The 26,637-nt window shown below is 72.1% G+C and carries 23 protein-coding genes and 1 pseudogene; 14 read left to right on the top strand and 10 right to left on the bottom strand.

Going from position 1 to position 26,637, the window contains the following annotated elements:
* Positions 1–112: 112 nt before the first annotated feature.
* Positions 113–487, top strand: coding sequence for a VOC family protein (locus AC3EUV_RS28485; protein ID WP_432145234.1), 375 nt, complete (start codon positions 113–115; stop codon positions 485–487).
* Positions 488–511: 24 nt separating this feature from the next.
* Here the strand turns inward: AC3EUV_RS28485 and AC3EUV_RS28480 are convergent.
* The 4 genes and pseudogenes from AC3EUV_RS28480 to AC3EUV_RS28465 form a co-directional block, all read right to left on the bottom strand.
* Positions 512–751 (bottom strand): annotated as a pseudogene (locus tag AC3EUV_RS28480) (PaaI family thioesterase); the annotation flags it as partial.
* Between the two features lie 149 nt (positions 752–900).
* Positions 901–1,725 (bottom strand): transporter substrate-binding domain-containing protein, encoded by an 825-nt coding sequence (locus AC3EUV_RS28475; protein ID WP_435604177.1) that lies wholly within the window; start codon positions 1,723–1,725, stop codon positions 901–903.
* Positions 1,726–1,868: 143 nt separating this feature from the next.
* On the bottom strand, positions 1,869–2,528 hold the full coding sequence (locus AC3EUV_RS28470; protein WP_432145236.1) for a bifunctional 4-hydroxy-2-oxoglutarate aldolase/2-dehydro-3-deoxy-phosphogluconate aldolase: 660 nt from the start codon (positions 2,526–2,528) through the stop codon (positions 1,869–1,871).
* 413 nt (positions 2,529–2,941) lie between these two features.
* The gene (locus tag AC3EUV_RS28465) at positions 2,942–3,391 is read right to left on the bottom strand and encodes a guanyl-specific ribonuclease (RefSeq protein ID WP_432145237.1); all 450 of its coding nucleotides are present in this window, start codon (positions 3,389–3,391) and stop codon (positions 2,942–2,944) included.
* Positions 3,392–3,725: 334 nt separating this feature from the next.
* Between AC3EUV_RS28465 and AC3EUV_RS28460 the strand changes: the two genes are divergently transcribed.
* The 4 genes from AC3EUV_RS28460 to AC3EUV_RS28445 all read left to right on the top strand — a co-directional run bounded on the left by AC3EUV_RS28460 (position 3,726) and on the right by AC3EUV_RS28445 (position 8,312).
* The gene (locus AC3EUV_RS28460; protein WP_432145238.1) at positions 3,726–4,352 is read left to right on the top strand and encodes a helix-turn-helix domain-containing protein; all 627 of its coding nucleotides are present in this window, start codon (positions 3,726–3,728) and stop codon (positions 4,350–4,352) included.
* Between the two features lie 36 nt (positions 4,353–4,388).
* On the top strand, positions 4,389–4,577 hold the full coding sequence (locus AC3EUV_RS28455; protein ID WP_432145239.1) for a DUF6126 family protein: 189 nt from the start codon (positions 4,389–4,391) through the stop codon (positions 4,575–4,577).
* 162 nt (positions 4,578–4,739) lie between these two features.
* A complete protein-coding gene (locus tag AC3EUV_RS28450) occupies positions 4,740–7,427 on the top strand; it encodes a glycoside hydrolase family 84 protein (RefSeq protein WP_435604176.1) in 2,688 nt (895 codons plus the stop codon).
* 204 nt (positions 7,428–7,631) lie between these two features.
* A complete protein-coding gene (locus AC3EUV_RS28445) occupies positions 7,632–8,312 on the top strand; it encodes a thiaminase II/PqqC family protein (RefSeq protein WP_432145241.1) in 681 nt (226 codons plus the stop codon).
* A 20-nt stretch (positions 8,313–8,332) separates the two neighbouring features.
* Here AC3EUV_RS28445 and alc read toward each other — a convergent pair whose 3' ends face one another.
* From alc to AC3EUV_RS28425, 4 genes are all read right to left on the bottom strand, one after another.
* On the bottom strand, positions 8,333–9,463 hold the full coding sequence (gene alc, locus AC3EUV_RS28440) for an allantoicase (protein WP_435604175.1): 1,131 nt from the start codon (positions 9,461–9,463) through the stop codon (positions 8,333–8,335).
* On the bottom strand, positions 9,460–10,803 hold the full coding sequence (gene allB / locus AC3EUV_RS28435) for an allantoinase AllB (RefSeq protein WP_488187902.1): 1,344 nt from the start codon (positions 10,801–10,803) through the stop codon (positions 9,460–9,462). Before allB ends, alc begins: the two co-directional genes overlap by 4 nt.
* Positions 10,804–10,960: 157 nt before the next feature.
* The gene (locus AC3EUV_RS28430) at positions 10,961–12,508 is read right to left on the bottom strand and encodes an NCS1 family nucleobase:cation symporter-1 (protein WP_432145243.1); all 1,548 of its coding nucleotides are present in this window, start codon (positions 12,506–12,508) and stop codon (positions 10,961–10,963) included.
* A 42-nt stretch (positions 12,509–12,550) separates the two neighbouring features.
* Complete coding sequence (locus AC3EUV_RS28425; RefSeq protein WP_435604174.1) at positions 12,551–13,339, bottom strand: aspartate/glutamate racemase family protein; 789 nt, start codon at positions 13,337–13,339, stop codon at positions 12,551–12,553.
* A 267-nt stretch (positions 13,340–13,606) separates the two neighbouring features.
* Here AC3EUV_RS28425 and AC3EUV_RS28420 point away from each other — a divergent pair, with 267 nt between their 5' ends.
* Positions 13,607–14,407 (top strand): IclR family transcriptional regulator, encoded by an 801-nt coding sequence (locus tag AC3EUV_RS28420; RefSeq protein ID WP_432145245.1) that lies wholly within the window; start codon positions 13,607–13,609, stop codon positions 14,405–14,407.
* A gap of 142 nt (positions 14,408–14,549) precedes the next feature.
* On the opposite strand, the gene AC3EUV_RS28415 is transcribed toward AC3EUV_RS28420, so the two are convergent.
* Positions 14,550–14,840: a DUF5955 family protein gene (locus AC3EUV_RS28415; protein WP_432145246.1), complete on the bottom strand. Its 291-nt coding sequence runs from the start codon at positions 14,838–14,840 to the stop codon at positions 14,550–14,552.
* 363 nt (positions 14,841–15,203) lie between these two features.
* Positions 15,204–17,042 (bottom strand): serine/threonine-protein kinase, encoded by a 1,839-nt coding sequence (locus tag AC3EUV_RS28410; RefSeq protein ID WP_435604173.1) that lies wholly within the window; start codon positions 17,040–17,042, stop codon positions 15,204–15,206.
* A gap of 368 nt (positions 17,043–17,410) precedes the next feature.
* Here AC3EUV_RS28410 and AC3EUV_RS28405 point away from each other — a divergent pair, with 368 nt between their 5' ends.
* The 8 genes from AC3EUV_RS28405 to AC3EUV_RS28370 all read left to right on the top strand — a co-directional run bounded on the left by AC3EUV_RS28405 (position 17,411) and on the right by AC3EUV_RS28370 (position 26,606).
* Positions 17,411–17,632, top strand: a complete 222-nt coding sequence (locus AC3EUV_RS28405) for a hypothetical protein (protein ID WP_432145248.1) — start codon at positions 17,411–17,413, stop codon at positions 17,630–17,632.
* 158 nt (positions 17,633–17,790) lie between these two features.
* A complete protein-coding gene (locus tag AC3EUV_RS28400) occupies positions 17,791–18,369 on the top strand; it encodes a nucleotidyltransferase family protein (protein ID WP_432145269.1) in 579 nt (192 codons plus the stop codon).
* A gap of 277 nt (positions 18,370–18,646) precedes the next feature.
* Positions 18,647–20,275 (top strand): malate synthase A, encoded by a 1,629-nt coding sequence (aceB, locus tag AC3EUV_RS28395; protein ID WP_432145249.1) that lies wholly within the window; start codon positions 18,647–18,649, stop codon positions 20,273–20,275.
* A gap of 141 nt (positions 20,276–20,416) precedes the next feature.
* Entirely contained in the window at positions 20,417–21,337 is a 921-nt protein-coding gene (locus AC3EUV_RS28390) for a MurR/RpiR family transcriptional regulator (protein WP_432145250.1), read from the top strand.
* A 116-nt stretch (positions 21,338–21,453) separates the two neighbouring features.
* Positions 21,454–22,902, top strand: coding sequence for an APC family permease (locus AC3EUV_RS28385; protein WP_432145251.1), 1,449 nt, complete (start codon positions 21,454–21,456; stop codon positions 22,900–22,902).
* Positions 22,899–24,296, top strand: a complete 1,398-nt coding sequence (locus AC3EUV_RS28380) for a glutamine synthetase family protein (RefSeq protein WP_435604172.1) — start codon at positions 22,899–22,901, stop codon at positions 24,294–24,296. Before AC3EUV_RS28385 ends, AC3EUV_RS28380 begins: the two co-directional genes overlap by 4 nt.
* The gene (locus AC3EUV_RS28375) at positions 24,286–25,434 is read left to right on the top strand and encodes an amidohydrolase family protein (protein WP_435604171.1); all 1,149 of its coding nucleotides are present in this window, start codon (positions 24,286–24,288) and stop codon (positions 25,432–25,434) included. The genes AC3EUV_RS28380 and AC3EUV_RS28375 overlap by 11 nt, the downstream gene beginning before the upstream one ends.
* A complete protein-coding gene (locus AC3EUV_RS28370) occupies positions 25,431–26,606 on the top strand; it encodes a M20 metallopeptidase family protein (RefSeq protein WP_432145254.1) in 1,176 nt (391 codons plus the stop codon). Before AC3EUV_RS28375 ends, AC3EUV_RS28370 begins: the two co-directional genes overlap by 4 nt.
* Positions 26,607–26,637: the final 31 nt, after the last annotated feature.

Genomic DNA, 26,637 nt, shown 5'->3' with positions numbered 1-26,637 from the left:
CCGTACAGGCCGCCCGCACGCCGGAATACTGGGCCGAGGACAGCCGTGACCGCACACCGGGCCGGGCGGCCCCGCCCGCGCCCCGACCATCCGCACGTCCCGGAGGAGCCCCATGCCCATTCGCCGCGTCGTCCCCGACATCCACTCCGACGACCTGGACGGAAGCCGCACGTTCTACGGCCTGCTGGGGTTCGAGGAGGTCATGAACCTGGGCTGGGTCATGACCCTCGCCTCCCCCGCCAACCCCACCGCCCAGCTCATCTTCATGACGCACGACAAGACCGCCCCCGTCACCCCCGACATGAGCATCGAGGTCGACGACGTGGACGCGGCCTACGCCGCTGTCCTGGCCGCCGGCGCGCCGATCGTCCGGCCGCTCCAGGACGAGGAGTGGGGCGTCCGCCGCTTCTTCGTCCAGGACCCGAACGGCCGGGTCGTCAATGTCCTCGGCCACCGGCCGACGGCGGGCGGCACCGGCGGCGACTGAGCTGCCGGCCACCGGCGGCCGGCCCTACGCCCCGTCGCCGCCGCCCGTGGGCCCGTTGAGCGGCATGGCGGTCCCCTGCGCCACCGCGCACACCGTCTCCGCCCCCTCCCCGTCGAGCACGGTCAACTCGCAGCGGCACACGGCCTGCCGGCGTCCGGCCTGGACGACCTGGGCGCGGGCCCGCAGCGTCCGGCCGCGCGCCGGGCGCACGTACTGGATGGAGAAGCCGCCGGTGACAATGGCCGGGCCCAGGGCCGTGGCCGCGGCGAAGCATCTCGCCCTCCACCTCTCGTCCTACGTCTCTCCCCCTGTGCCTGTCGCCCTGCGTCTCTCGCCGTGCATCCGAAAGCCCGCCCCGATACGAGGACTGGCCCTCCCAAACGGCACGCGGCCGCCTCCGCCCCGCTACTTCATCACTTCATCCAGGCATCCTCGTACTTCCGGTACGTCCCGTCGTGCGTGGCCAAGTGAACCCACTGGTCCACATACGCCTTGAACTCGTCGTCGCCGCGGGGCAGGGCGTAGGCCTTCTCGGAGAAGGTGAAGGGCTTGTCCGGGTGGAGCGAGCAGAGTTCGGGGTGGATCTTGGCCTGGTAGCGGGTCTCTCCGGCATCGGTCATCATCACATCGGCGCGGCCCGCGAGGATCTCGTCGAAGATCGTGGTGTTGTCCGGGTGGACCGTGAGTGTCGCCCGGTGGATATGGGCGCGGGCGAACTCCTCGTTGGTGCCGCCCGGGTTGACGATGACGCGCGTGCCGGGCCGGTCGATCTGCGCCAGGGTCCGGTACTTGTCCTTGTCCGTGCAGCGCACGAGCGGCGTCTTGCCGTCGGTGCGGGTGGGTGCGCTGAAGTACACCGCGCGGGCACGCGGAAGGGTGACCGAGACCCCGCCCATGGCGATGTCACAGCGGCCGGCCGACAGATCACCGACGAGCCGGGCCCAGGTCGTGGCCACATAACGCGGGGTGGCATCCAGGCCCTTGGCGAGATCCCCGGCCATCTTGATGTCCACCCCGCTGTACTTGCCGGTCGCGGGGTCGCGGTGCGTGAAGGGGCGGTAGTCGCCGGTGGTGCAGACGCGCAGCACCCCGCGCCGGGGGACGGTATCGAGGGCCGACGTCTTCCCGGCGGTGGTGGTGGCTCCTCGTACGGCGGCGGGGGTGTCCGAGGCCGCCGGGGCGGCGGCGGTGACGGCGAGCAGACAGGCGAGGGCGGAGAGCGTGGCGGCGCGCTTCATGGGGGCTCCGTAAGTTGTTAGGCGGCCCGGGAGGGCCGGATGTGGCTGATGGGGGGCGGGTCGGCAACGCACCGACGCGCCGTCAGCCCGCGTACGGAATACGCGCCGTCAACTCTCCTACCGCCCCCGCGCCATCGTCCCGCTCAGAAGTCCGCGCTGCCGTGGATCGCCGGGCGGTCCGGGGCGGCCTCCTCCAGGCGGGTGAGGAGATCGGCGGCGCGCTTGGCAACGGTGTCACGATCGCCGTCGGAGAGCGCCGCACCCATGCCGACGGCGACGGCGCCCGCGGCGATCCACTCCGGCGCGCTGTCGACCGTCACCCCGCCCGTCGGCAGCAGCGGCACCTGCGGCAGCGCGGCACGGACCTCCGTCAGCCAGGCCGGGTCATGCCCCGAGGCGGGGAACAGCTTGAGCGCGTCCGCCCCGAGCTCCAGCCCGCGGACCATCTCGCCCGGCGTCGACACCCCGGGGAAGACCGGGACGCCGTAGCGGTGGCCGGTACGGATGACCTCGGCGTCCAGGCTCGGCGAGACCAGGAACCGGGCACCCGCGTCGACCGCCATCCGGGCCGATACCGCGTCAAGGACCGTGCCGGCGCCGATGACCGCGTCGTCCCCCAGCTCCCGGGTGAGCGTGGTGACCGCTTCCAGGGCGAACGGGGTGGTGAGGGATATCTCCAGGCTGGTGATGCCCGCGGACAGCAGAGTGTCGGCAGTGGCGCTGGCCTCGTCATAGGTCCGGCTGCGGACGATGGCGAAAACACGCTGCGCCAGTGCGGCCCGGGTGATTTCCCAGCGATACACGGCAGTTCGCCGTCCTTCCTTGTCTCCGACGCTCCATGCCGCCGCGCCTTGGCCTACAGCGGATACGGCATTTTCCGGGGCGTGCCGCAGCAGCTGACCGCAGATGGTCTTTTTCCGCTGATGCCCGCCCGCTCCTCGTTTTCACCGAAACGCTACCGGGAGCCACTGACAATCCTCTCTCGGGGGTGCGCCCCGTGCGCCCCTTCTGCCGAGAATGGGGAGAAGAGGGAGGTCGGAGGGGGCGCACGGCACCGGCGTGCAGCACGGCGGCGCAGCATGACGGCGACCGGGGTGAGTGTGCACCCCGGCCGCCGCGGGTTCCGGGTCACGGGCTCAGCCGGCCCGTCACCTCCGGTGTTCTGTTGTCCTGTTGTCGTGAGCCGGCCGACCGCTCGCCCGCCGGTCCGCCGGCTTCAGCAGCCGCGGTCGACGAGATCGAACGTCTTGTAGTGGTCGGCGGTGTAGTAGTCCTCTTCCTTCTTCTCGCCGGCCACGATGCGCCGTGCACCGCGGTCGGGCGAGCCCGGAGTGATGACGGTGTACTCGTGGTAGTAGCCGTCACTCTGGGACGGGAGGATGCCCTCCCGGTTGTCGAAGACCGTGCCGTCCTTCGGATACGGGTAGGGTCCGCCCTTCGCGATCAGATCGAGGGTGTCGTGCGCCTGCGAAGGCAGCTTGGAGTAGCAGACCTTGCCGACGTCCTGGACGTGCACGGACGAGACGTGCGCCGACGTGGCGTACGAGGTGGCCGCGTGCGTCGTGGCGACGGCGGGGGTGGCGGAGACCGCGGTCCCGCCGATGAGAAGGGCCGAAGCGAGGGCGCCAACTGCGCCGAACTTGGTGATCCGTGGGGGGATTCTCATGCCCTCCAGAATGACGCGCGTAGACGTGCCCCTGTCAATCCCAACCAGCGGACGTTTTCCGGGAGTTCACAAGCCCGCCCCATCAACTCCCGTACATTTCCACATATCCCGGGCCACGAGTGATCAGGTCCGGGCTCCCGGTCGAAGACGCACCGCTGACCCGCCGCACTCACTGGCGGCAGGTGAGGCGGCCCGCGCCACGTCCTACCGGCGCGGAGCGGCACCGGACAGACCGTCCAGGAATTCCCGAATGGTCGCGGCGAAGGCGGCTGTGCGGCTTTGCCTCTGAGGCAAATCTTTTGCCCGGGAGGGGATAGGTCGTTATACCGGGGATATGACCGAGCTCCCCGACGAGCCCGCCGGCGCTTCGCCGGATGAGCTGTCCACCGTTGCGCCGCGCCTGCGTGACCTGCGGCGACGCAGTGGTCTCACGCTGGAGACCGCGGCCCGGCTGGTGGGGCTCTCGCCCGCGCATCTGTCGCGGCTGGAGACCGGTCGGCGCCAGCCTTCGCTGCCGATGCTGCTGGCGCTGGCCCGTACGTACGGCACCACGGTATCCGACCTGCTCGGCGAGACCGCGCCGGAGCGGGACCCCATCGTGCGGGCCGGGCGGGCGGAGCCGTCGGAGGCCGGCGGCTGGACGTACTGGACCGCGGGCGGCGCCGGGCGGGCGATGCAGGCGCTGCGGGTGCTGGTGCCGCAGCGGGCGCAGGGCGAGCTGGTGCGGGTCCATCCGGGCGAGGAGTGGCTGTACGTCCTCAAGGGGCGGCTGCGGCTGACGCTCGGCGCGGCCGTGCATGTGCTGGAGCCGGGGGACGCGGCGCACTTTGACTCGCTGACGCCGCACCGGCTCTCCGCCGTCTCGCGGGGCGGGGCGGAGCTGCTGTTCGTCCACACGCTCCTCCAGAGCGGGGCCGCCGAGCTGTGCCTCGGCGACGACACCAGGCGCCGCGGGCTGTGAGCCCAGGCACCGTTTTTGAGGGAAGGATCCACCGTGGTGCCCGATCAGACCGTCCCTGCCACTCCCCCGTCGCCGGAGCCGCTCGCCGAGGCGGTGCCCGGCCGGAAGTACGTCGAGAACAAGCCACCCCGCGGGCTGTATGTGCGGGTGTTCATCTACGTCATCGCGACGCATGTGCTGCTGGCGATGATGAGTCTTGTGGTGATCGCCGCGAACAACCGCTAGCAGGCGCCCCCTTGGGAGGGCGCTCCGCGCGGTGGTGGCAACGTCCATCCCTTTCGTCCGAAAGTCCATTGCCCCGGTGGGCCGGCCGGGTGAAGCCTGCTGGCGCGAAGAGGTCGCACGACTCCTGTCCCCGAACCTCGCCGCACCGAGGAGGACCGAAGGATGCACCGTACGCGCACCGCGGCGGCCACCGCGCTGGCCATGGCCCTGGCCCTGATCCCCCTGACGGGCATGGCGGGGCCACCGGATTCGGGAGGGAAGGCGGGGCGGGACGGGGCCGGCGACCACCCCGGAGGCACCGCCTCCCAGGCCATTTCGCCCACGCCCCGGTCCGTCCGGAGCCGGTCCGACCAGGTCGCCGTCACCCCGTCCGTGACCGTCGTCGCCGGGCCGCGCGCCGATGCGGCGGCGCTGGCCGTCGTCGAGACGTCGCTGAAGGACGCCGGTGCGCAGCGGGTGGTGCGGGCCGAACGGGCGCCGGGCGGCGGGCAGTTGTCGGTGTATGTGGACGGTGCGGGCGCGGCGCGGGCGCTGGCGGAGCTCGGCGCGCGGGGCACCGGCGGGCTGCCCGCCGAGGGGTATGCGCTGGCCGTCGGCGCGGGGCGGATCGCGCTGGCCGGCAAGGACGCCGCCGGGACCTACTACGCCGCGCAGTCGCTGCGGCAGCTGCTGCCGCATGCACAGCGGCCGGGCGCCCGGGTGCCGGGCACCGTCGTACGGGACTGGCCGGCCACCCCGCTGCGCGGTGTCATCGAGGGCTTCTACGGCACCCCGTGGTCGCACCGGGCCCGGCTCGACCAGCTCGACTTCTACGGTGCGCACAAGATGAACCTCTATGTGTACTCGCCGAAGGACGACGCCTATCTGCGGGAGAAGTGGCGCGATCCGTACCCCGCCGACCAGCTGGCGCAGATCAAGGAGCTGGTGGACCGGGCGCGGGCGCGGCATGTGGAGTTCACCTATGCGCTCTCCCCGGGGCTGTCCGTCTGCTACAGCTCCGACGCGGATCTCCGGGCGCTGACCGCCAAGTTCGAGACGTTGTGGGACATCGGGGTGCGGACCTTCGCGGTGCCGTTGGACGACATCAGTTACACGGACTGGAGCTGTGCGGCGGACAAGGACCGGTTCGGGACCGGCGGCGGGGCGGCCGGTGCCGCGCAGGCGCATCTGCTCAACCGCGTCAACCAGGAGTTCATCGCCCGGCATCCGGGCGCCGAGCCGCTCCAGATGGTGCCGACCGAGTACTACGACGTGAAGCCGTCGCCGTACAAGAAGGCGCTGGCCACCCAGCTGGACAAGGATGTGCTGGTGGAGTGGACGGGGGTGGGGGTGATCGCGCCGACGATGACCGTCGCCCAGGCCCGGCAGGCCCGGGAGGTCTTCGGCCACCCGATCCTGACCTGGGACAACTACCCGGTCAACGACTATGTGACCAACCGGCTGCTGCTCGGGCCGTTCAACGGCCGGGAGAAGGGGCTGCCGGCGCAGCTGGCGGGGATCAGCGCGAACCCGATGATCCAGCCCGCGGCGTCCAAGCTCGCGCTGTACACGGTGGCGGACTACGCGTGGAACGACGCGGCGTATGACGCCCGGACGTCCTGGGGCGGGGCGATCGAGGAGCTGGCCGGCGGTGACGCCCGTACGGCACGGGCGCTGCGGGCCTTCGCGGACGCCCATTACGCCTCGGCGCTCAACCCGCGACAGGCGCCCGAACTTGCCGCCGCCATCGGGGAGTTCGGCAAGGGCGGGGAGGCGCGGCGGCTCGATGCGGTGCTGCGGAATCTTCAAGAGGCACCGGCGGTGCTGCGTGACCGGCTCGCCGACCGGGGCTTTGTGCAGGACAGCGCGCCATGGCTGGACGCGACCCGGGCCTGGGGCGTCGCGGCCCGTACGGCGCTGCACCTGATCGAGGCGACCAATGCGGACGACGGCGCGCGGGCCTGGCAACTACGGCAGCAGCTACCGGAGTTGGTGCGAACCGCCAGGTCGTTCGTGTATGTGGACATGGCCGGGAAGCGGATTCCGGTGCTGGTGGCGGACGGGGTGCTGGACACCTTCGTCGAGGACGCGGTGGCCGCGCACGACCGGGCGCTGGGCGTCACCGGCCGCCCCAAGGGCTCGACGGATCTCTCCGTCTACCAGGACAACGCGGCCTCCCGTATGACCGATGGCGATGACGCCACGTACTTCTGGAGCGGCGCGGGCCCCAAGGCCGGTTCCTTCGTGGCGCTGGATCTGCACGCCGAGCGTCCGCTGGGCACGGTCGCCCTGGCGATGGGCAAGAGCGGCAGCCCGGACGACTATCTGCGGCACGGCGTCCTGGAGTACTCGTCGGACGGGAAGAACTGGCAGCGGCTGGCCGCGTTCGACGGGAAGGCCGAGGTACGCGTCGAGCCGCCGGCCGGTGTCCGGGCCCGGTACGTCCGCGCCCGGGCCACCCAGGCGCAGGACAACTGGCTGGTGGTGCGGGAGTTCGCGGTGGCCGGGGCCGACGCGGGCACGGTGGCCGGTGGCCCGCCCGCGGCGGAGGGCAGCGCGCTGCGGTCGGCGGCGGACGGCGATCCGGCGACCGCCTATCGCGCGGCGCGGGCGGCGCAGCCCGGCGAGACCCTGGAGTTCACCCCCGGCGCACCCCGTGCGGCGCGGTCCGTGGTCGTGCTGCGGCCGCAGGGCGCGCCGTCCGGGGCGGCGGAGGTCCAGGTCCGTACGGACGGCGTCTGGCGCACGCTCGGCACGTTGGCCGGCGCCTATACGCGGCTCGCGGCGGGCGACGGCCCGGTCGGGGGTGTCCGGCTGGTGTGGCGGGCCGGGACCGCAGCGCCCGAGGTCAATGAGGTGGTGGTGCACTGAGGGGGACTGAGGGGTACGGGCCGCGTGGTGCGACCCATACCGCCCGGTGCACGGCGGACGCGGCACGCCCGGCGGTGTGCCGCGTTCCCTTCCGCGGCGGACGGCGGTTCGCCCGTCAGCGTCGCGTCATCTCCCCCGCGGCAGCCACCCCGCGCCCTAATCTGAGGTGCTGGCCACCGCCCTCGCCCCGGAGGAGACCGACTCATGGCCCGAACCGCTCCCGATGCCCCTCGTCCGACCGCGGCCGTCGTGCTGGACGACGCGGTCCGCGCGCTCGCCCCGGATTCCGCCGCCAACCGGCTGGTCTCGCAGATCGAGGCGGGTGCGGCACCGCGCTCCGTGTTCACCACCTTCGCCCTCGAACAGCACCAGGTGATCGCCGCCGACCGGCTCAGCTTCCAGCATCTGGCGCGGCGGGCGGACGGTGATCCGCCGGTCGCCGACTTCTTCGATCTGCTCGCCCAGGGCGAGACGCGGGCGCTGAAGCAGCTGGCCGGGCTGGCGGACGCCTGTGAGCTGACCGAGCGGGAGATCGCGGACTACCAGCCGCGGCCGGGCTGTCAGGCCTATCCGTCCTACGCGGCGCGGCTCGCGCTCGGCGGCGAGCCGGCCGATGTGGCGATCGCGCTGACCGCCAACTTCGCCGCCTGGGGCGGCTATTGCGCGATCGTGGCGGCGGCGATGCGGGACCACTATGGCTTCCCCGAGGCGGCTCGCGGCTTCTTCGGCCTCTTCGCCGAGCCCGCCCCGGCCGTCGCGGAGAAGGCCCGCGAGGCGGTCCAGCACGGCCTCGACACCGGCCAGGCGCAGCCGGCCACGGCGCATCGCTACGGGCGCCTCCTTCAGGCGTACGAGCTCATGTTCTGGCACTGCGTCGCCGAGTGAGCCGGCCGGGCCCGGCCCGGTCAGTCGCTCAGCTCGTCATGCCGCGCCACCAGCCGGCGCATGCCGTCCGCGGTGAGGGAGCCGTGCAGACGCAGCCGGGCTATGCCTCCGTCCGGGAAGATGTCGATCCGGACGTGGGTGACGGGCGGGGCGTCGTCCGGCAGGAAGCGGTGCACGGTATCTGGTTGCAGGCGGGTGCGGGGCAGCAGTTCGACCCAGTCGCCGCGCTCGCCGTCGCGGCCGGACAGGGCCGCCCAGCCCGCCGCGTTGCCCTTGAGGAAGCCGGTGTCGATCTCCACCGCGCGGATCACGGAGCGCTCGGTGAGGCGGTAGCGGACCCAGTCGTTGCCGGTGCCGCGGCGGCGCCGGGTCTCCCAGCCGTCGTCCATTTTGCGGGAGCGGCCCGGCTGGATGGTGTGGGTGGGTGAGGAGTAGAAACGGTCCGAGGCGTCCTCGACCCGGCCGCCGTTCTCCAGCGCGGCGACGTCGAAGGTGCCCAGTGCGGCAAGCCAGCCGGGGGCCGGAACGACCTCTCCATGGACCCGGAGGCGGGCGATACCACCGTCGGGATGCTGGTTGAGCCGCAGATGGGTGAAGCGGCGGCCGGTGTCGACGAGGAAGCCGTTGGCGGCGTGGCCGCCGATGGTGGTCCGCGGGACGAGCGGCGTCCAGGTCACGTCGTCGGCGAGGAGTTCGGCCGGCGACGGCGAGCCCTCCACGCAGGTGCCCTCGACGCTGACGGACTGCGGGTAGTTGCCGCGGAAGTGGGCGGTGTCGACGATGATGCCGTGGATCACGCCGGGGGCGCCGAGCCGGATCAGCGCCCAGTCGTGGTCCTCGTCCGCCGGGAACGGGTGGTCGCCGTCGGTGCCGCGCCGTCTGCGGGTCTCCCAGCCGTCCATGATCTTGCCCTTGTGGCCGAACGCCTCGGGGTCGAAATGGGCGGGCCCGGGGGTCAGGAGGTTCTCCCGCTCGGCGAAGAACTCGTCGTTCGCCGCGAGGACGCCCGCGCCCAGCCGTCGGTCGGCCAGGTCGGGGAGGTGGGTGAAGGGGAAGCCGGCGGGGCCGGGGGTGCGGTAGTCGGAGTACGGGTCGCCGCCCGGGTACGGGCCCGCGTCACCGGTGTAGCGGGGCGGCTCGGCGGTGGTCATGGGCGGTGCGGCCGTTCGAGCAGCTCGCCGGTGGGTTCGGCGAGGGTGGCGCCGTCGTTGATCCGGCGGCCGCGCAGCCAGGTGGACCGTACGACGCCGTACAGGGTCTTGCCGGCGTAGGCGGTGATCTTGTTGCGGTGCTGGAGGGCCTGCGGGTCGACGGTGAAGGTCTCCTCGGGGGCGAGGACCGTGAAGTCCGCGTCCCGGCCGGGCTCGATGGCGCCCTTCCGGTCGAGGCCGACCAGCGCCGCCGGTGCGGTGGCCATCCAGCGCACCACGTCGTCGAGGGTGTGGCCGCGCTCGCGGGCCTCGGTCCAGATGGCGGGCAGCCCGAGCTGGAGGGAGGAGATGCCGCCCCAGGCCGCGCCGAAGTCGGCGGTCTTGAGGTCGGCGGTGGACGGGGAGTGGTCGGAGACGATGCAGTCGATGGTGCCGTCGGCCAGGCCCTCCCACAGGGCGTCCTGGTTGGCGGCCTCGCGGATCGGCGGGCAGCACTTGAACTCCGTTGCGCCGTCCGGGATTTCCTCGGCGGTCAGGGTCAGGAAGTGCGGGCACGACTCGACGGTGATCCGGACGCCCTCGCGCTTGGCGGCGGCGATCAGCGGCAGCGCGTCGCTGGAGGACAGGTGGAGGACATGGACCCGTGCGTCGAGCCGCTGGGCGAGCACGATCAGTCCGGCGATGGCGTCGTTCTCGGAGATCCGCGGGCGGGAGGCGAGGAAGTCGGCGTACTTGGGGCCGTGCGGTGGGGGTGCGGCGTCCAGGTGGCCCGGGTCCTCGGCGTGCACGATCAGCAGACCGTCGAAGCCCGCGATCTCACCGAGGGCGGCGGCCAGTTGCTGCTGATCGACCTCGGGGAACTCGTCCACTCCGGACGGCGACAGAAAGCATTTGAAGCCGAAGACCCCGGCGTCGTGCAGCGGGCGCAGGTCCTTGACGTTGCCGGGGATCGCGCCGCCCCAGAAGCCGACGTCGATATGCGCCTTGCTGCGGGCGACCGCGCGCTTGGTGTCGAGGTGGGCGGCGGCGGTGGTGGGCGGGAGGCTGTTGAGGGGCATGTCCACGAGGGTGGTGATACCGCCGGCCGCGGCCGCGCGAGTGGCGGTCCAGAAGCCCTCCCACTCGGTGCGGCCGGGGTCGTTGACGTGGACGTGGGTGTCGACGAGGCCGGGCAGCAGGACGTCGTCACCGAAGTCCTCGATCCGCGCCCCGGCCGGAGCCCGGTCGTCATACGGCAGCACCGCGGCGATCCTGCCGTCCTTGACGACGACGGACGCGGCGCGCGTGCCCTCTGGGGTGACGACGCGCCGGGAGCGCAGCACCAGCTCTGTTTCGGACACCCGGTCCCTCCTCGTAGCTGTTTTCATCGTGGCGTGCGGGCGGGCGGGGTGCACGGCCGACGGGGTGGCCGTGCCGTCCGGAGCGTTCTCCGCATGCTCGGACGCCCCACCGATTCAACAATCTGTTGAACGAGTCTTCACTCCGGATCCCGGCCCGTCAAGACCCTTCCGCCGGCACCGGCAGGACGACCGCCCCGGCCCCCTCGGACGCCCTGGACTCCCCCGCCACCGCGGCACTGACCTGCGACGGGATGATCTCGTCCGGGATCGGGCCGGCGCTCACGGCGGACCGGTCACGGCCCGGGAGCAGGGCATAGAGCCCACCGGCGAGCCCCATTCCGAAGACCCAGGAGAACGGCGCCACCACCCCGAAGGCCGGGATCAGGGCGAGCGCGGCGGAGACCGCGGCGGCCGGCAGGAAGGCCGCCACGGCCCTCGGGTTGTAGCCCCGGCGGTAGTAGTACGCACCTCGGGCATCGGCCGAGAACAGTGCGTCGACATCGATCCGGCCCCGGCGCAGCAGGTAGTAGTCGACGAGCAGAATCGCCACCAGCGGACCGAGGAAGGCGCCCAGCGCCCCCAGGAAGTACTGGATCACCAGCGCCGAGGAGTACAGCTTCCAGGGCATGACGACGACGGCCAGCACCGCGGTGATCATGCCGCCGCGCCGGAAGTTCAGATACTTCGGCGCGAGATTGGCGAAGTCGTAGGCGGGCGAGACGAAGTTGGCGACGACATTGATGCCGATGGTGGCGACGATGAAGGCCAGCGCGCCGATGACGGTGACCACCGGGTTGTCGATCTTCTGGATCACCTTCACCGGGTCGTAGATCGCCTCCCCGAAGACCGAGATCGTGCCCGCGGTGACCAGCACGGCGACCACCGCGAAGGCGGTGAAATTCACCGGCAGGCCGATCAGATTGCCGCGCCGGTAGGAGCGGTGGTCGGGCGTGAAGCGGGCGAAGTCCGCGTAATTGAGGACCAGGGTCAGAAAGGTGGCCACGGTCAGACTGACCGCGATGAGGCTCTGTTCGAGCTGCGCTGCGCCGCTGAGCCCGGTGAGGCTGCGGGTCAGCGAGATGTCACCGCCGGCCTTGACGACCAGATACACCGCGAGCGCGAGCACCACGAGCCAGACCACCGGGCCGGTCGCGAAGTCCTGCACCTTGCGGATGAACTCCATCCCGCGGGTCAGCAGCACGGCCTGAAGCCCCCACATCACCATGAACGCGATCCAGCCCAGGGTGGACAGCCCCAGCACCGAGTTGTGGTGATAGACCTCCAGTCCCGGCGCGAGCTGAAGGGTCAGCAGGACCACGGCAGTTGAAGCCAGCCAGGTCTGGATGCCGTACCAGGCCACGGCCATGACCGCGCGCAGCAGCGCGGGGATGTTGGCGCCGTAGACGCCCCAGCTCGCCCGGGCGAGCACCGGATAGGGCACACCGGTCCGGTGCCCGGCGTGGCCCATGCGGTTCATCAGCCAGTAGACGATGGAGATGCCCGCCAGCAGCGCGACGAACACCTCCCAGGCCGGCAGGCCCAGCACGAACAGGCTGGCGGCGAAGGCGTAATTGCTGATCGCGTGGGTGTCGGACATCCACAGCGCGAAGATGCTGTACGTGCCCCATTTGCGCTCGGGGGCCGGCGCGAGGTCCTCGTTGAAGAGGCGCGGGTCCGGCTGTGGGGGCTTCGGGGGTGTGGTCACGTGTCCTCCCAGGCAGATCGGGTGGCGCTCGGGAATTATTTGTCAGATGCCTGATGTCTGTGCGGAAAATGCGGTGCGTCGCGGGGAGCCCTGAACGCGCCCCGGGGACAGATGGGCGCTCAGCGGCCAGGAGCCGATGGCTTTCGGGCGGGGCGGCGCGAAACTGCGTCCCGTACTGGTGGTCAGCCCGAGGCCGACCACCGCCTCCGCGAACTTCACCGCCGCAGCGACGCCGTCCACCACCGGCACACCCAGCGCCGCGGCGACCTTCTCCTGGACCCCGGCCATCCCGCCGCAGCCCAGACAGATCACCTCGGCGCCGTCCCGGACGGCCTCCCGGGCGGTCTCGATGATCACCTCGACGGTGCGCTCGGCGTCCTCCTCCAGCTCCAGGACGCCGAGCCCGGTGCCCCGGACCGCGGCACAGCGCTGGAGCAGCCCCGCGGTCAGCAGCCGGTCCCGGATCTGCGGTACGGCACGGTCGAGGGTGGTGACGATGCCGTACGCGTGGCCGAGCATCATCGCCATCTGGGCGGCGCTCTCGGTGATGTCCAGGACGGGTACATCCAGCAGTTCCTGGGCGCCCTCCCGGCCCGGTTCGCCGAAACCGGCCATGACCAGCGCGTCGAAGGGGAGGTCGAGGGTGGCGAGCCGGTCCAGGACGGCCGCGGCGCTGAGATACCCCTCGAAGTGGCCCTCGATGGACTCCGGCCCCCAGAGGGGTTCGGTGGCGATGATCTCGGTGCCCGGGGCGGCGGCTGTGGTGGCGGTGGCGCGGATCGAAGCGGTCATGGAAGCCGTGGTGTTCGGGTTCATGACGAGAATGCGCATGACGCTCCAGCGATTTGGAGGATTCCACAGAATGGACAGTATGTTTCGCGCAGCAGAACGTAGCTACGACCACTGGCACCGTCAAGGGATCGGGGCTAGGTGTGTGCCCACCCGTGGCCTCCGCCGGACAAAGCGGGCCTGACCGGCGGGAACGAGTGTGCGAGAGTCCATGTGTCAACGTAAGGGGACCGGTAGGCTTCTCCGGTCGGGCCCGGCGCCCGCACGCCCCAGCCGAGACCGGTCTGACCCGCCCGAAAGGAACGCTCCGTGCCGCCGTCCAGCGCCAGCCCCTCCGCCGCCGAAGCCAAGCCAGGCGCCAGCGGCGGCGTCCAGTCCCTCGAGCGCGCCTTCGACCTGCTGGAGCGGATGGCCGACGCCGGCGGCGAGGTCGGCCTGAGCGAGCTCTCCACCAGCAGCGGGCTGCCGCTCCCCACCATCCACCGCCTGATGCGCACGCTCGTCGCCTGCGGCTACGTCCGCCAGCAGCCCAACCGCCGCTATGCGCTGGGCCCCCGGCTGATCCGGCTCGGCGAGAGCGCCTCCCGGCTGCTGGGCACGTGGGCCCGGCCGTTCCTGGCCCGTCTGGTCGAGGAGACCGGCGAGACCGCCAATATGGCGCTGCTCGACGGCGACGAGATCGTCTATGTCGCCCAGGTCCCGTCCCGGCACGCGGTACGGATGTTCACCGAGGTCGGCCGCCGGGTGCTGCCGCACTCCACCGGCGTCGGCAAGGCCCTGCTGGCCCACCACGCGCCCGAGGAGGTCCGCGCGCTGCTCGGCCGTACGGGCATGCCCGCCGCGACCGAGAAGACGATCACCGACCCGGACCGCTTCCTGGAGGCGCTCGCCGACGTCCGCCGCCTCGGCTACGCGGTCGACGACAACGAGCAGGAGATCGGCGTCCGCTGCCTGGCGGTGCCGGTGCCCAACTCCCCCACCTCGGCGGCGATCTCCATCTCCGGTCCGACCGGCCGCGTGACCGAGGCGTCGACGGACAAGATCGTGCCGGTGCTTCAGGATGTCGCGGCGCAGCTGTCGGTGGCGCTCGCGAATCAGGCGCCGGCGTAACGGGACCTGGCACATCCCTCGCGGGCCGGCCGGCGGCGTACGGCGCCGGTCCGCGCACGGCTGCCGCGGCGCGCACCACCCGTCGGCGAGCCGGTGCGGCACGCCGGCGCGGCGCACTCCGGTCCGGGCCGCGCGGTGGTGGTCACCGGGCGCGCGGCAGCTCGCCGAACCGGTCGATGCCCTCGCGCACCTCTGCCAGCGCGGGCGACAGCGCGCTCACGGAGCCGACGGCCCCGGCGATCAGCAGGAGCGAACGGCGCAGCCGGGGCACCTCGGGCAGCCCGTGGCTCACCATCGCGTCCAAGGCGGCCAGCTCGTCGTCAGCTGCCCCACGATCCGGTAACTCCCCTGGAAGTACGGCCAGTTGGCGACGCAGCCGGGCCACTGCCCCGCGCAGTTCCTGGACCCGTGGGTCACCCTCGACCCCGGTCACTCGTCGGTCCTTCTGAAGCTGTTCCACAACGACGGCGTCCTCCAAAGCCGTTGCCCGTTCCGCAATGCCGGACAGTTAACGCCACTCTGCGCTGATCGCGCCATACGGAGAGCGAAATCGACCGGATCACCGGGTGAATCCGGTGGGTGTGGGCGGGGCGTGACGGGTTCTGGGCTTGATGGGGCGTGGGCTTGATGGGGCGCCGGCTTGATGCGTCTGCGTCGCCGGCCTGACACGTCCGTATTTTTTCCCCGCCGCCCACCCCCCTTCGGGGGGTGGGCGGGTGTAGTGACGAGGGTGCCCACCCCTGACGGGTGGGGGAGGAGGCGGGGAGGGGGTGGGAGGGGCCGCCGCCCCTCCCCCTCAGGAGTCCTGCTCGGGCTCCACCGCGTTGCGCCAGACCCGGACGTCGATGGTCATGTAGCTGCTGGGGTCCGACTTCGGGGCGTAGCCCTTGAAGGTGATCAGTGCGAGATGGCCGTACTTGGTGGTGAGGCACATCTGGGCGCCCTTGGAGAGCTGCTTGGTCAGGATGCTGTCGGTGAACCGGGTCTCGTTGCGGCAGGTGGCGAGGTTGCCCTCCTGGCCGGCGTTGAGCAGCACCAGCTTGCCGGTCTCGGTGTCGATCTCGTCGTCCGTGTAGGTGTTGTCCGTGTACGAGAAGTCGATGTCCGTGTCGCTGTCGGAGTTGCTCGGATGGACCGGCTCGTCGGCCAGCGAAATGTGGTAGTCGTCGGGCAGGTTGATGGTCTTGTAGTCGACCGGGGCCGGGTCCTGCGCCGGGGCGTCGTCCTCACTGTCACCGGGGCTCGCGGTCGGGTCCGCGGCGGGCGTCGGCGAGGAGCCCTTGTTCGCCGTCTTGCTGTCGCCGGTGGCCTGGTTGCCCTTCTTCTCCTCGCCCTTCATGACGGTGTAGACGGCGGCACCGCCGGCACCCGCGACGGCCAGCAGACAGACCACCACCAGGGCCGCCATCAGCCCCTTGCGCTTCTTCTTCGGCGGCTGCGCGGCGGTCGGGCCGGTCGGGCCGGCCATCGCCGGGCCGGTGACCGTGGGACCGGTGGCGGCCGCGCCCATGGCCGTCGGCGCACCGGCCCCGGCGGCGGTCGGCGCATAGGCCGCCGGGCCGAACCCGGGCGGCGGGGTCTGCGGATGGTTCAGCGCGGTCGGCACCGGCGCGACCGGCGCCGCGGGCCGGGTCGGCGGCTGCGCCGGCGGAGCCGGTGACTGGGCGGGCGGGGCCGGCGGCTGGGCCGGGGCACCCGCGGTGGGCGCCTCCAGCGGGGGCGGCGGGGTCTGTGCGGGCGCGGGTGCGGCGGCCCGCGTGGTGATGTCGGCGGCGACGGCGGTGGGCAGCCATTCCTCGGGGCGGCGCAGCTGCGTCTGACCGGAGGCCGCGCCGCACAGCTCGATCACCTCGGCGACGGACGGCCGGTCCGACGCCTCCTTGGACAGGCAGCGGGTCACCAACTCCCGCAGCTCGTCGGGGAGTCCGGTCAGGTCGGGCTCTTCGTGGACGATGCGGTAGAGCACTCCGTGCGAGGTGCCCTCGCCGAACGCGGGGGTGCCGATGGCCGCGTAGGCGGCGACCTGGCCGAGCGCGAAGACATCGGTGGCGGGGCTGATGGTGCTGCCCGCGGCCTGCTCGGGCGCCATGAAGGTGGGGGTGCCGACGGTGACGCCGCTGCTGGTCAGGGACGTGGCGTCGGCGGCGCGGGCGATACCGAAGTCGATGACGCGCGGGCCGTCGGCGGCCAGCAGCACATTGGACGGCTTCAGATCGCGGTGCACGATGCCCGCGCCGTGGATGACCTGAAGTGCCTCGGCGATCCCGGCGACCAGCAGCAGCACGGTCGGCACGGGCAGTTTGCCGTGCGCGGAGACCGACGCGGCGAGCGAGGGGCCGGGGACGTACGCGGTGGCGAGCCAGGGGTTGGGGCCTTCGGCGTCGCTGTCGATGACCGGCGCGGTGTACAGGCCCTGGACGCGCTGCGCGGACTGCACCTCCTGCTTGAAGCGGCGGCGGAACTCCGCGTCCTCGCTGAACTCGGGGCGGATCACCTTGATGGCCACCGGCCGCCCGCCGGGCGTGTAGGAGAGATAGACCTTCCCCATACCGCCGGAGCCGAGCCTTGCCGTGAGGCGGTAGCCCGCGATCACCCGCGGATCGTCACCTTCCAACGGCTGAAAGATTCCGGACACGCCTGAACTGTTCACCACTGCTACCGTCCCCCGGCTCAGAAAAAGGCCCGCCACTTCGGCACGACGACCACAACACCCGCAACGGGGAAGAACCTTATCCGGCCAGGCTCCGCACCCGCACATCGCCGGCCGGCGACCGGGCCGCCTTGTCCGAAGAGCCGGTTTCGCGAAGGGTTTTGGCGCCCGGGGCGGCCCGGAACCGGCCCTGAAGCGCGGTGCCCAAAATTGGCCTGATGATGCGTCGGCACATGCGTTCCCCACGGCACCCTTTGGTGTGGGCACGCACGATCCGATGCGTATGGCGCGACACGATGGAGCATTCTCCCTTTCAAGGAAATATCCGGCATATCACTGGATCGGAGAATGCCATGGAGTCCCACTCCGGCCCCGGCGGCTCGAACCCCAGTCGTGTCAGCGTCGTCCAACTCATCTGCCGCGCATACGGCCTGTCGGACGCCTCGGAAATCACGATGGACCACATAGACCGCTATGTCGCCGAGCGCCGGCGGGCGGAGGAACAGACGCACCAGCTGCGCGACCGGCTCCGGCCGCACATCCCCCGGCCGCGAGCCGCCGGTGACGCGGCCTGACCCGGTCGGCCGCGCCCCAACGGGCCGCGGAACGGGACGCCATGGGGTAAGCAGTCCCCATGGCACCGACAGCACCGAAAGACCCGCGAGAACGGCCGCACCGGGCCCGGCCGGACGCCCCTGAGGGGACGCGGAGCACCGGGCGGCCCGAGGGGAGGGTGGCCGGTCTGCTGCTCGCCGCGGGCGGCGGGCGGCGACTGGGGGGACGACCCAAGGCACTGCTCGACCACCGGGGACGGCCACTGGTCGAGCACGCCGCACGGGCCCTGCGGGACGGCGGCTGCCACCCGGTGCACATCGTGCTGGGGGCGGCCGCCGCTTCCGTGCGCGAACGGGCCGAGCTCGCGGCGTACGGCCTCTCGGAGAACCCGGACTGGGCCCAGGGGATGGGCACTTCACTGCGGGTGGGCCTGGCCGCGCTGGCGGGGTCCGGGGCGGATGCGGTGGTGGTGTCCCTGGTGGACCAGCCGGGCATCGGCGCCACGGCCGTGGCGCGGGTGGTGGCGGCGTACGGCGGGCGCGGCTCACTGGTCTCTGCGGCGTACGGCGGCCGGCGGGGGCACCCGGTGCTCTTCGGCGCCGACCGCTGGGCGGACATCGCGGCGACCGCGGAGGGCGACCGCGGTGCGCGGGCCTACCTCCAGCGGCATGCGGACGCCCTCACCCTCATCGAGTGCTCCGATGTCGCGGAGCCGTACGACATCGACACGCCGGAGGATCTTCACCGTCTGGAGTGAGAGCGGGCGCCGGCGGGCACGCGGCGGGCGGGGTGCGGGAGTAATGGAGAGTGACCGGTATGGCACCGAGAGCCATTCGATCACTACTTCTGTCGAGCCTGAGAATCTCGACATCAACAAACCATTGAAGTTCCGCGATAAGGAAACTAGTCTCCACTGGTCAGAAGCGCCCTGAACCCAGTCGGCGCCCGCGACCGTACCCGGGAGCCCGCGGCACCCCGTGCCGCCCGGCGTTCCCGCGGCCGCCGGGCACCGCCGCTGAATGGAGTGACAGCTCATGTCCGCACCAGCGCCGTCCCCGCTGGCCATCGTCGAAGTCGATCCCGCGCACACCCCCGAACGCCAGGGAGAGGTCCTCACCGACGCCGCGCTCACCTTCGTCGCCGAGCTTCACCGCCGGTTCACCCCCCGCCGCGACGAGCTGCTCGCCCGCCGCGCCGAGCGCCGCGCCGAGATCGCCCGGACCAGCTCGCTGGACTTCCTCCCGGAGACCGCGGCCGTCCGCGCCGACGACAGCTGGAAGGTCGCCGAGGCGCCCGCCGCCCTCAATGACCGCCGAGTGGAGATCACCGGCCCCACCGACCGCAAGATGACCATCAACGCGCTCAACTCGGGCGCCCGGGTCTGGCTCGCCGACTTCGAGGACGCCTCGGCACCGACCTGGGAGAACGTCATCGGCGGCCAGGTCAACCTGATCGACGCCTACGAGCGCCGTATCGACTTCACCGATGCCGGGTCCGGCAAGTCGTACGCCCTCAAGCCCGCCGAGGAGCTCGCCACCGTCGTGATGCGGCCGCGCGGCTGGCACCTCGACGAGCGGCATCTTCAGTTCGAGGGCCGGCCGGTGCCCGGTGCCCTGGTGGACTTCGGGCTGTACTTCTTCCACAACGCCCGGCGCCTCCTGGACCTCGGCAAGGGCCCGTACTTCTACCTGCCGAAGACCGAGTCGTACCTGGAGGCCCGCCTCTGGAACGAGATCTTCGTCTTCGCCCAGGACTATGTCGGCATCCCCCAGGGCACGGTGCGCGCCACCGTCCTGATCGAGACCATCACGGCCGCGTACGAGATGGAGGAGATCCTCTACGAACTGCGCGACCACGCCTCGGGCCTGAACGCCGGCCGCTGGGACTACCTCTTCTCCATCGTCAAGAACTTCCGTGACGGCGGCGCCAAGTTCGTCCTCCCGGACCGCAACGCGGTCACGATGACCGCGCCGTTCATGCGCGCCTACACCGAACTCCTCGTCCGCACCTGCCACAAGCGCGGGGCGCACGCGATCGGCGGTATGGCGGCCTTCATTCCCAACCGCCGCGACCCGGAGGCCAACGAGAAGGCCCTCACCAAGGTCAGGAACGACAAGGACCGGGAGGCCGGCGACGGCTTCGACGGCTCCTGGGTCGCCCACCCCGACCTGGTCCCGGTCGCCCGTGCCTCCTTCGACGCGGTGCTCGGCGACCGGCCGAACCAGAAGGACCGGCTGCGCGAGGACGTCTCGGTCTCGGCCGCCGACCTCATCGCCATCGACTCGCTGGACGCCAAGCCCACCTACCAGGGCCTGATCGACGCCGTCCAGGTAGGCACCCGTTATATCGAGGCGTGGCTGCGCGGCCTGGGCGCCGTCGCCATCTTCGGCCTCATGGAGGACGCCGCGACCGCCGAGATCTCCCGCTCCCAGATCTGGCAGTGGGTCGACGCCGGGGTCGTCTTCGAGAACGGTGAGCAGGCCACCGCCGAACTGGTGCGCACGATCGCCGCGGAGCAACTGGCCGCCATCCGCGCCGAGATCGGCGAGGACGCCTTCACCGCGGGCAAGTGGCAGCAGGCCCATGACCTGCTGCTGAAGGTGGCGCTGGACGCGGATTACGCGGAGTTCCTGACGCTGCCCGCCTACGAGCTGCTGGTCTGAGCCGGCCCGGCGTATGTCCCTGCTGTGCCGCGGTCCCCCTTCGGAACCGCGGCACAGCGGTGTTTCCGCCGCCGCCCGCGGCGCCGCGGGTGCCCCGGCCCGGTGTGGTGTCATGTGATCACCAAGTGGAGAGGCAGTCGGATGGATGGTCAGCCAGGAGAGCACGGTGCGCCGTCGGCCGCGCGCGGGGACGCGGGCGCGGGCCAGGAGTTGGGGACGACGGTGGCCGAGCGGCTGCGGCGGGTCCAGGGCTCCCTGTCGCCCGCGGAGCTCAAGATCGCCCGGGCGCTGATGGCGCACTACCCCGCGGCGGGCCTGGAGTCGACGTCCGGGCTGGCCGGGCGGGCGGGGGTGAGCCCGCCGACCGTCGTCCGCTTCGTCGCCCGGCTCGGCTTCGAGGGCTACCGGCACTTCCAGCAGTCGCTGCGGGACGAGGTGCAGGCGCGCCGTGCCTCACCGCTGACCCTGCGGCCGGTGGTCAGCGAGAGCTCGCCGACCTCGGACCTGATCGAGGCGGCGGAGGAGGTCGGCCGGGCGGCGCTGAGCCAGACCTTCGCCGCGCTGCCGGAGCAGGAGTTCGACCGGGCGGTCGAGCTGATCTGTGACCCGGCGAAGCGGATCGTGAGCTTCGGCGGGCGGTTCTCCCGGCTGCTGGCCGAGTACCTGGATCTGCATCTGCGCCTCCTGCGGCCGGGCACCCAGGTGCACATACCGGCCCCCGGCCAGGACGGCGGCTTCCGGGTGGATCTCGGGCGGCGCGAGGTGTGTGTGGTCTTCGACTTCCGGCGCTATCAGCGCGACACGGTGGAGCTCGCCCGCCTCGCGCACGAGCGCGGCGCGCGGGTGGTGCTGTTCACCGATCCGTGGCTGTCCCCCGTGGCCGAGTTCGCGGATGTGGTGCTGCCGGTGCGGGTCGAGGCGCCCAGTCCGTTCGACAGCATCGTGGCGCCGATGGCCGTGGTGGAGACGCTGGTGGCCGCGGTGCATGTGCGCCTGGGGACGGCGGCGGAGGAGCGGATGCGGGCCGCGGAGGAGGCGTCGGGCGACCGGACCATGGAATGACGGCCATGAAATGAATATTTCAAGGACGCCCTCTTGACGCGCTCCCTGCAACGTATGTTTCATGGCGGGACTCGGGCTGCTGCGGACGCAGCCCCGTCTCCTCCTCGGAGCGCCCTGTGTCGAATCCCCCTCGAACACGCAAGCTGCGCTTGTGGGAAGCGCTGACCCTCTCCGTCGGTCTCATGGGACCTACGCTCGCCATGGGCCTCAACGGGGCCGGCGTGGCAGCCACGGTCGGCAAGGCCGTCCCGCTCGTCTTCCTGCTCGGCCTGCTCGGTGTCGGCCTGGTCGCCTACGGCTTCTGGCGGCTGACCCAGCACTTCCACCAGGCCGGTTCCGTCTACGCCCTGGCCGGGGCCACCATCGGCCCGCGCGCCGGTTTCTTCGGCGGCTTCGCCCTGCTGGGCACCTATCTCGCCTTTCTCGTCTGCACCCTCGCCGCGACCGGTGTCTTCGCCCAGGCGTTCCTGCACGCGACGGGCATCCGCTCCACCGGGCCCTGGGTGGCCGTCGCGCTCCTCGCGGCCGTCGGGGTCACCGCGCTCAACTCCCGGGACGGCCGCACCACCGCCCGCACCCTGCTGACCGTGGAGGGCATCGGCATTCTCGCCATGCTGGTGCTCGCCGCCGTCATCATGGGGCGGGCCGCCACGGGATCGGCGCCCCGGCACCAGAGCCTCGATCTGTCGGTGTTCACCGCCGGCGGCACCACGTACAGCGCGGTCATGACGGCCACCGTCTTCGCCTTCCTGTCCTGGGCCGGGTTCGAGGCCTGCGCGTCGCTGGGTGAGGAGACCGACGACCCCAAGCGCAACATCCCCCGCGCACTGGCCGGCAGCGTGCTGCTGACCGGCGGTCTCTACGTCCTGATGATGTTCGCCCAGACCATCGGCTTCGGCACCGACGCCCAGGGGGTGCGCGCGTTCGGCGCGGCGGAGTCGGCCCTGTCGTCGCTCTCCGGGCAGTACATCGGCACCTGGTTCGCGCTCGTCATCGCCTTCACCGCGGTCGCCTCCGCCTTCGCCGCCGCACTGTCGTCCTCGGCGGCGGCCGCCCGGATGGTCCAGGCGCTGGCCCGCGACGGCTTCGGGCCGCGCGCCCTCGCCCGTACGCACCCCGTCACCGGCGCCCCGACCACCGCGCTGCGGGTGTGCGGCGCCGTCGCGGCGGTGCTGGCCGCGGTGATGTACGGGACCGGGGCCGGCGCCTTCGACACGTACTACTGGTTCGCCACCCTCGGTGTGCTGTGCGTCCTGGTGGTGTACGCGGTCGCCGGGGTCGGGGTGATCGTCTTCACGCTCTCCGGCCGGGGCCGCATCCCCCGCTGGGAGCTGGTGGTGCCGGTCGCCGGGCTGGGCTATCTGGGCTTCGTCTTCCTCCAGCAGTCGACCGGCCAGCGCGCGCCCTACACCTACTTCCCCTGGATCGCCGCAGCCTGGTGCCTGGCCGGTGTCGCGGTCGTCCTGTTCGCCCCCTCCCTCACCCGGCGCATCGGCGCCCGGCTGGCCGGCGCGCTGGTCACCGACGCGCAGCTGCCCGACCCGAACCGAAAGGTCCCCTCATGACCCTGGTGCACACGAAGGGGAAGGAGCCAGGACTCCTCGGTCCCGCCGTCGCCCCCTGCCCCTCCCCCGCCCTCCGCACCGCACCCGAGGACCCCCCGATGACCGACGCCGCCACCGTCTTCGTCGCCACCTGTGATCTGGCCGGGCAGGTGCGGGGGCGTGCCGTGCCGGCCGCGGAGCAGTCCTCCGCGCTGCGTTCCGGCACCGGTTGGGTCCCGGCCGATCTCGCGATCTCCTCGTTCGGCCCGATCGCGCCGGACAACGTCTTCGGTTCGCGGGGCGATCTGCGGCTGATCCCGGACCCGGCCACCGGCGTCGACATCCCGGCGGACGGGGACACTCCGGCGCTGCGGCTCTACCTCGCCGACCAGACCCTGCCCGACGGGGAACCCTGGCCCTGCTGTCCGCGCACCTTCCTCCGTGACGCGGTCGAGGAGCTGCGCGAGCGCACGGGGCTGGAGGTGGTCGCCGCGATCGAGCACGAATTCGTGCTCGGCGGACTGCCGGACAGCCCGCCGTTCTCGCTCCAGCGCTTCCGCCAGGCGGAGCCCTTCGGCTCGGACCTCGTACGGCTGCTGGAACAGGCCGGGCTGCAGCCGGAGAACTGGCTCCCGGAATACGGGGACGGCCAGTTCGAGATCACCCTGCGCCCCGGTACTGCGATGGCCGCCGCCGACCGCGCCGTCCTCCTCAAGGAGCTGGTGCGCGACCTCGCCCGCCGTCGTGGCCTGCCGGTGAGCTTCGCGCCCCTGCTAGCGCCCGACGGGGTGGGCAACGGGGTCCACCTCCATCTGAGTCTGCGGGACGCCGAGGGCCGTCCGGTCCTCTTCGACGCCGCGCGGCCGGGCCGCCTCTCGGCGCTCGGCGCCCGGTTCTCCGCCGGCATCCTGCGCCACACCCCGGCGCTGACCGCCTGGACGGCGCCGAGCCCGGTCTCCTTCCTCCGGCTCACCCCGCACCGCTGGAGCGCCGGCGGGATCTTCCTGGCCGAGCACAACCGCGAGTCGCTGCTGCGGATCTGCCCCACGACCGAGCTCGCCGGGTCCGATCCCGCCGCACAGTTCAACCTGGAGTACCGCGCGGCCGACGCCACCGCCAATCCCTGGCTCGCCCTGGGGGTCCTGCTGCGCGCCGGGCTGGAAGGGCTGGTCCGCGACTACGACGAGCCCACGGTGTGGCCGGAGGACACCGACGCCGCGGTGCTCGACGGGGTCCCCGCCCTCCCGTCCTCCCTCGAAGAGGCCCTGCACGCACTCGAATCGGACGAGATCGTGCGGTCCTGGTTCGACCCGCGGCTGCTCGCCACCCATCTGTCGGTCAAGCGCTCCGAGCTCGCCCAGCTGGCCGGGCTGGACGACGCCGCACGTATCCGGAAGGTTGCCGATGTCCACTGATGCCCTGGCGGCGGCGCTCGCGGAACTGCCCCTCGTGGACCACCATGTCCACGGTGCGCTCCGCGACGACGTCGACCGCGCCGGACTGGAGCTGATGCTCACCGAGTCCGACCGTCCGGTCCCGCCGTGGATGACCCAGTTCGACTCGCAGATCGGGTTCGCGGTGCGCCGCTGGTGCGCCCCGGTCCTCGGCCTCCCCGCACACGCCACGCCGGAGGCTTATCTCGCCCGGCGCGGCGAACTGGGCGCGGCGGAGGTCACCCGCAGACTGCTCGCGGCCTCGGGCATCGACCACTACCTGCTGGAGACCGGCTACGGGGGCGCGGAGATCCTCGGCACCGACGAGATGGCCCGGGCCTCCGGACGCCCCGTCGACGAGATCGTACGGCTGGAGTCGGTGCTGGAGGACGTGGCCCGCAGCGGGGTGGACGCGGCCGGTCTGCCCGAGCGGTTCCGCGAGACCCTCGCCGCCCGGACCGTGGACGCGGTCGGCCTCAAGAGCATCGTCGCCTACCGGTTCGGCTTCGACTTCGACCCCGGGCGGCCGGGGGACGACGAGGTCATCGCCGCGGCCGGGAGCTGGCTGGCCGAGTGCGCGCGCACCGGAACCGTACGGGTCAGCGACCCGGTGCTGCTGCGCTTCGTGCTGTGGTCCGGCGTCGACCGGGGGCTGCCCATCCAGCTGCACGCGGGATACGGCGATCCGGATGTGGAGCTGCACCGCTGCGACCCGCTGCTGCTCACCCGCTTCATCAGGAATGTGCAGCCGCACGGCGTCGACCTGTTGCTGCTGCACTGCTACCCCTTCCACCGCAACGCCGGCTATCTGGCGCAGGTCTTCCCGCATGTCTTCTTCGATGTCGGGCTCGGGGTCAACTACACCGGGGTGCGCTCCGACGCGGTGGTCGCCGAATCCCTGGAGCTGGCTCCGTTCGCCAAGATCCTCTTCTCCAGCGATGCCTGGGGGCCGCCCGAACTGCACCATCTGGGCGCGCTGTTGTGGCGGCGCGGCATGCTGCGGGCGCTGGCTCCATGGGTCGGCAGCGGCGAATGGGACCTCGGTGAGGCGGTCCGGGTGGCCCGCATGATCGGACACGACAACGCCCGCCGGGTCTACGGTCTGGAGGGCGGCGCATGAGCAGCGAGACCATCCTCGGCGCGCTCGCGGCGCAGCTCGAACGGGAGCTGGCCGGCGCCGTCGAGCTGCGCCATCAACTCCATGCCCGGCCCGCGCTGTCCGGCGACGAGGCCGCCACCCGCGAGCTGGTGCTCGCCGCGCTGCCCGGCGGGCACACCGCCACCGAGGTCGCCGGCACCGGAGCCGTGGTCCGCGTGGGCGGCAGCGGTCCGGCCATCGCCGTGCGCGGGGAACTCGACGCCCTGGCGGTGCACGAGGAGACCGGCGTGCCCTGGGCGTCCCGGCACCCGGGGGTGATGCATGCCTGCGGTCATGATGTGCACCTGGCCGCGCTGGTCGCCCTCGCGCGGGCGGTGGACCGGGCCGGCGGACCGGCCCCGCTGCTCGCCGTATTGCAGCCCCGCGAGGAGACCTATCCTTCCGGCGCGCAGGACGTCACCGAGAACGGGATCCTCGAACGGGAGCAGTGCCGGGCGGCCGTCGGGGCGCATGTCCAGCCGCTGCTCGCGGCGGGCACCGTCGCCTGCACCCCTGGTGGTGTCAACGCCTCGGCGGACGAGTTCACCGTGACCGTCCGGGGCCGCGGCGGCCACGCGGCCTACCCGCACCTCACCCGCGACCCCGTCGTCACCCTCGCCCATGTCGTGGTCGCGCTCCAGTCCCTGGTGAGCCGCGGAACCGACCCGATGTCCTCCGTGGTGCTGAGCGTCACCACGCTCGCCGCCGGAACCGCGGCGAATGTCGTCCCCGGCTCCGCCGAGGCGCGCGGCACCCTGCGCGCGATGCGGCCGGCCGACCGCGAGTTCCTCCATCAACGGCTGGCGGAGACCGCCGAGTTGGTGGCGCAGGCGTACGGGTGCACCGCGGACGTCCGGATCACCCGGGGTGAGCCGGTGCTCGACAACGACGCGACCCTGACCGCCGCCACCCGGCCGCTGCTCGCCTCCCTCGGGCTGAAGGTCGCCGCGGACCTGCGCTCCGCGGGCGCGGACGACTTCGCGTACTTCTCCGCGCGGATGCCCGCGCTGATGCTGTTCGTGGGGACGCACGGCGGCACCGAGCAGCTGCACTCCCCGACGTTCCTGCCGCCCGACGAACGGGTGCGGGACGTCGCCCACGCCCTGCTCGCCGGCTATCTGGCCGCCGCGGAGCAGTTCGCCCCCCGGCCCTGACACCCGCTACGCCCGTGGTGCTGCCCGCACC

The organism is Streptomyces sp. bgisy130 (assembly GCF_057708345.1).
Note: the sequence above shows the minus strand (reverse complement) of the source record. Positions and strands in the feature narration are given on the sequence as shown.